We start from the raw sequence: 4,229 nt of genomic DNA, 5'->3' as shown, positions 1-4,229 counted from the left end.
CCCCCCCCCCCCCCCCAGGCCGGCCTTCTCCAGCCCGGCGGGCAGACGTACGAGCAGCAGCACCGAGCACACCGCGCCGAGCCCGTTCATGATGCCGTTCAGCCCCGATGCGCGGCCGCGGAACGCGGGTGCGGCGTAGTCGGCGATGACGGTGCTCAGCATGCCGGTCAGCGCCGCGGCGCCGAAGGCGAACACGACGCGGAACACGACCAGGACCCCGACATGCCCGGCGAACGGCATGAGCACCAGACCGACGGCGCACACGACGAACCCCGCGACCATGACCGGGCGTCGGCCCACCCGGTCGGCCAACGCGCCGTACATGGCCATCGTGGAGAGCAGGACGATCTCCGCCGCGACGTTCAACCAGCCGATCACGCTGCCGCGGTCGTCCTCGGAGTAGCCGAGCAACTCGGTGAGGAGGTACGGCGTGACCGCCGGCACGAAGGTCAGCGTCGCGATGACCGCGAACGAGGTCAGGAAGCACGCGGCCATGTTGGCGCGGGTGATGCCGTCGGCCAGCACCAGCCCCGCGTACGTCGGCGGCTTCGTCGGCCCACCGGGGGTCTGTTCGTCTTCGGGCACGGTACCTCCAGGGCGTTCGGCGCCGGCAGGGCAGTCGACACGACGGACAGCGCCGGCAAGGTCCGTCTCGAACCGAACGCGGGCTCCGGCAGCAGCCCGACGAAGGCTTGACTTTCGTATCCATCAGCGAAACCTTGTTTCGCACGAGGTTCCGCCACAATGGAGGACGTCTCCATTCCGTGGCAAGACCCACCGGCAAACCGAGCCCCGCCGCCGACGCCCCGGCCACCGAAGGAGCAGACGGATGTACGCCGTTGTCAGCCAGGCATGGACCCTCGACACCGGCCCCGCCGCCGAGGGATACGAGCAACTCTCCCGGGAATTCCTGCCCTTCCTCGCCGACCAGCCGGGATTCCTCCACCGGCGGCTGCTGCGCGGCATAGACGACCCCACGCACTACACCAACCTGCGCTTCTTCGACTCGATCGACAGCTACCGCGCGCTCATCACCCGCCCCGGCTATGCGGAACGCATCGGGCAGTTGAGCGCGCACCTGCGTCAAGAGGGCGACTACAAACGCGAGTTCATGCGCGTCGTCCTCGACGAGGCCGCCTTCGGAGCGGCTGCCGGGTGACCACTTTCGTCCTGGTCCACGGCGCCTTTCGCGGAGGATGGTCATGGATCCGGGTGCGCGGCCTCCTGGAAGCGCGAGGCCACCAGGTCTGGACACCCAGTCTCGCCGGCGCGGCGGAACGCGCCCGCGGGCACGACGGACGCGTGCGCCTCTCCGACTGGGCGACCGAGGTGGCGGATCTTCTCCACTACAACGACCTCACCCGCGTCGCGCTGGCCGGCCACAGCCAGGGCGGCCTGGTGGTCGCCGCCGCCGCGGACCTCGCGACACCGCGCATCGCCCGGCTGTGCTACCTCGACGCCGCCGTACCCGCCCCGGGCACCAGCCTGGTCGACTCGCTGCCCCCGGACGCCCCGTTGCCCGAGCCCGACACGTGGCTCCCGCCCGTACCCCCGCGTCCGGGCGGGCGGCTGGACGCGGCGACCGCGGCGTGGATCGCCGCGCGCCTCACGCCTTCACCCGCCGGACCGGCGTACGACCCGTTGCCTCCCGCGGACCCGCAAGCGCCGGTCCTCCCCCGCTCCTACGCCTTCTGCACCGGGACACCGCCCACCTACCCGTGTGCGATCACCCGTCGCCGCCTGGACGCCGAAGGTATCGGCTACCGGTGGCTCGACGCCGACCACGAAGCGCCCCTGACCGCGCCCGAACACGTCGCCGCGTGGCTCACCGCACCGCAGCCCACGGCCGGGTGAACGGCTCGGTACCGGGCGCCACTTCGTGTCCCGTGCCGCGCGGTTCCAGGCCGCGTCGCGCAGTAGGCGCAGGCCGTTGAAGCCGAGGGTCACGGTGGACCCCTCATGACCGAGGACGCCGAGCGCCAGCGGCGGGCGTCCGACGAGGTCATGCCCCTGAACTGCGCAAACACCGTCGGGACGCCAGGATTCGGACCTGCGGCCCCTTGGCCCCACAACGTCGCGGCATCCGGGATGCAGGGAGCGCACTCAAGGTTGCTTAACACGTATAAGATAGCGAGGCGTACGGCGACCAGGCCGTTTGTGCGGAAGGGTCGGACGGACGGTGAGGAAGAGCGCGAAGAGCGAGACGACCGCGGTCGACGGTCGGCCGGCCCCGGGCGGCCGCGCGCCGCGCAGGGCGGGGCTGGACCCCGACGTCATCACCCGCGCCGCGGTCGAACTCGTCGACAGCGAGGGTGCCGCCGCTCTCACCACCACCAATCTCGCACGAAGGCTCGGAGTCACCCAGCCCGCGCTGTACGCCCATGTGGCCAACCTGGCGGCCGTGCAACGCGCCGTGGGCCTGTACGGCATGCGGCAGATGAGCGAGGAGCTGCGCGCCTCGGTCATGGGCAAGTCGGGCGCCGAGGCGCTGCGCGCACTCGCCGAGACGTACAGGGACTACGTGCGGGCGTACCCCGACCGGTTCCTCCTCCAGGTGACCGCACCGCCCTCGCCGGAGTACCACCAAGAGGGCGAGCGGGCGGCGGAGGCGGTGCGCGCGGTGCTGCGTTCGTTCGGCATCGACGAGGACGAGGTGCGCCTCGCACACCAGTTCTTCCGCTCCACGGTCCACGGCTTCGCCGCGATGGAACTGCACGCGGGGGCCGCACGCGAGTCGGCGGACGCCGTGCCGGGCGCAACTGCGGGCGCGGACGCGGGATTCGAGTACTTCCTGGAGCAGTTCACCCGCATGCTGCGCCGGGACGGGCGCTGATCAGCCGCCCCGGCGCAGCATGCGCGCACGGCGTCACCCCGCAGCGCGGCCGATCCGGTCGGTGAGCAGGACACCGTCATTCGTCAGCAGCACACCCGCAGTTCCGTCGCGGAAGTAGACGGTCGTCAGACCTTCCCGGGACGTCCAGATCGGCACGTCCTGCGCCAGTCCCCCGGCCAGATCGGTGCAGACGGCCTGCCGCTGCGCGGCGCACGAGCTCATCGCCGACGCGCAACGCACCGTCACCCTCGTCCCGGACACCGGCCCACAGGCCGCCGGTTCCGTCGACCAGACGGCGGTCACGCTGTACGCGGTCGGGGTGCACTGGAGCCTCGCCGACGCCGGCGCCGCCCTGGCCGCCGGACGAGGCCTGCACCCCGGCCAGTTCCCTACCGCGGAACGTCGCGCGCGCCTGGCACACCGACCTCGCCCGCGCCTGGCACCAGTGGGGCAAGCCCGAACAGACCGCCGCCGCAGTGTGAGCCATTTGAATGAACTCTTGCGTGTGCGCATGGACACGCCTGTCCGGCTACCGGTACGCCTGGGTCACCAACGACTTTTTTGGAGTGACTCGTGCGCGCTCGCACACGCTTGTCCGTCCTCGCCGCAGCAACCATCCTCGCAGCAGCTGCACTCACGGTGCCCACCACAGCAGCAGCGCCTGTGGCCGCGGCAGTCCCCCCGGAGGCCAAAACCATCACGGAGTGCGCCGGCGCCCCCGGGCCTGGGGACTTCCACAAGCACTGCATCGAAGTGGCGAGCATCGGCTCGGTTGTCTACAAGGTGCACGGCTACATGCAGGCGACCATCTTCGGCGTCCCGCCGGTACCCGCGCAGATCTGCGGCGTGGACGTGAACATCTGGGGCTGGAAGCCGTTCGAAGGCGGCGCGTTCGAGCGGAACGGCCGGAACAACGAGTGCGCCCTGGGGCATCTGGGGTTGGCCTGGGAGATCCCGGGCGGCCAGCCGCTGGAATACCGCTCGCTGGTCTGTACGCGTGTGATCGACGACCCGGCCCACGTGCCCGAGCCCGTGTGCGTGCGGCTCCCCTGACACCAGCCGCCAGAGCGACGACGCGGGCGCCTCGGCAAGCTCGTTGCCCTTCGCCGCCATCCGGGTCGTCGGCGACGCCCCGGAGGGCGGAGTCGGCGGACGCAACCAGGGCGGCCGTGTCGTGGGGGTGCGTCGGACCCTCATGCGCCTGCCGTAAGCCGGTTTGCGGGTTCATCAGGTCGACCGCCCCGAGCCATACGGACCTGCCTTGGCCGTCACCAACAAGACGGCGCTGCGGCCATCGTCGCGCACCCGGCGCGGCGGAATCCTTGAGCTTGCTTCGCTTTGACGGACACCGTCGTTGTGGTGGTCAGGCCGCGGTGAGTGCGGCTTCGTATTCGAC

General features: G+C 71.1%; 6 protein-coding genes. 4 read left to right on the top strand and 2 right to left on the bottom strand.

What is annotated here, in order from left to right; all coding sequences use genetic code 11:
- A partial coding sequence (locus tag ACRX5S_RS27560) for an MFS transporter (protein ID WP_436775813.1) occupies window positions 1-585 on the bottom strand: 585 nt, incomplete at its 3' end.
- Between the two features lie 244 nt (window positions 586-829).
- Here ACRX5S_RS27560 and ACRX5S_RS27555 point away from each other — a divergent pair.
- The 3 genes from ACRX5S_RS27555 (at window position 830) to ACRX5S_RS27545 (ending at window position 2,833) form a co-directional block, all read left to right on the top strand.
- Entirely contained in the window at window positions 830-1,159 is a 330-nt protein-coding gene (locus tag ACRX5S_RS27555; RefSeq protein ID WP_436775812.1) for an antibiotic biosynthesis monooxygenase family protein, read from the top strand.
- Window positions 1,156-1,854: an esterase/lipase family protein gene (locus tag ACRX5S_RS27550; RefSeq protein ID WP_436775811.1), complete on the top strand. Its 699-nt coding sequence runs from the start codon at window positions 1,156-1,158 to the stop codon at window positions 1,852-1,854. Before ACRX5S_RS27555 ends, ACRX5S_RS27550 begins: the two co-directional genes overlap by 4 nt.
- Before the next feature lie 325 nt (window positions 1,855-2,179).
- Window positions 2,180-2,833, top strand: coding sequence for a TetR/AcrR family transcriptional regulator (locus ACRX5S_RS27545; protein ID WP_436775810.1), 654 nt, complete (start codon window positions 2,180-2,182; stop codon window positions 2,831-2,833).
- Between the two features lie 33 nt (window positions 2,834-2,866).
- Here the strand turns inward: ACRX5S_RS27545 and ACRX5S_RS27540 are convergent, their stop codons facing one another.
- Window positions 2,867-3,055, bottom strand: coding sequence for a hypothetical protein (locus tag ACRX5S_RS27540; RefSeq protein ID WP_436775809.1), 189 nt, complete (start codon window positions 3,053-3,055; stop codon window positions 2,867-2,869).
- 441 nt (window positions 3,056-3,496) lie between these two features.
- Here ACRX5S_RS27540 and ACRX5S_RS27535 point away from each other — a divergent pair, with 441 nt between their 5' ends.
- The gene (locus ACRX5S_RS27535) at window positions 3,497-3,886 is read left to right on the top strand and encodes a hypothetical protein (protein WP_436775808.1); all 390 of its coding nucleotides are present in this window, start codon (window positions 3,497-3,499) and stop codon (window positions 3,884-3,886) included.
- Window positions 3,887-4,229: the final 343 nt, after the last annotated feature.

The sequence above is a fragment of the Yinghuangia sp. YIM S09857 genome (assembly GCF_051388915.1).
Lineage (GTDB): Bacteria > Actinomycetota > Actinomycetes > Streptomycetales > Streptomycetaceae > Yinghuangia.
This window is presented reverse-complemented; position numbering and strand designations above follow the sequence as displayed.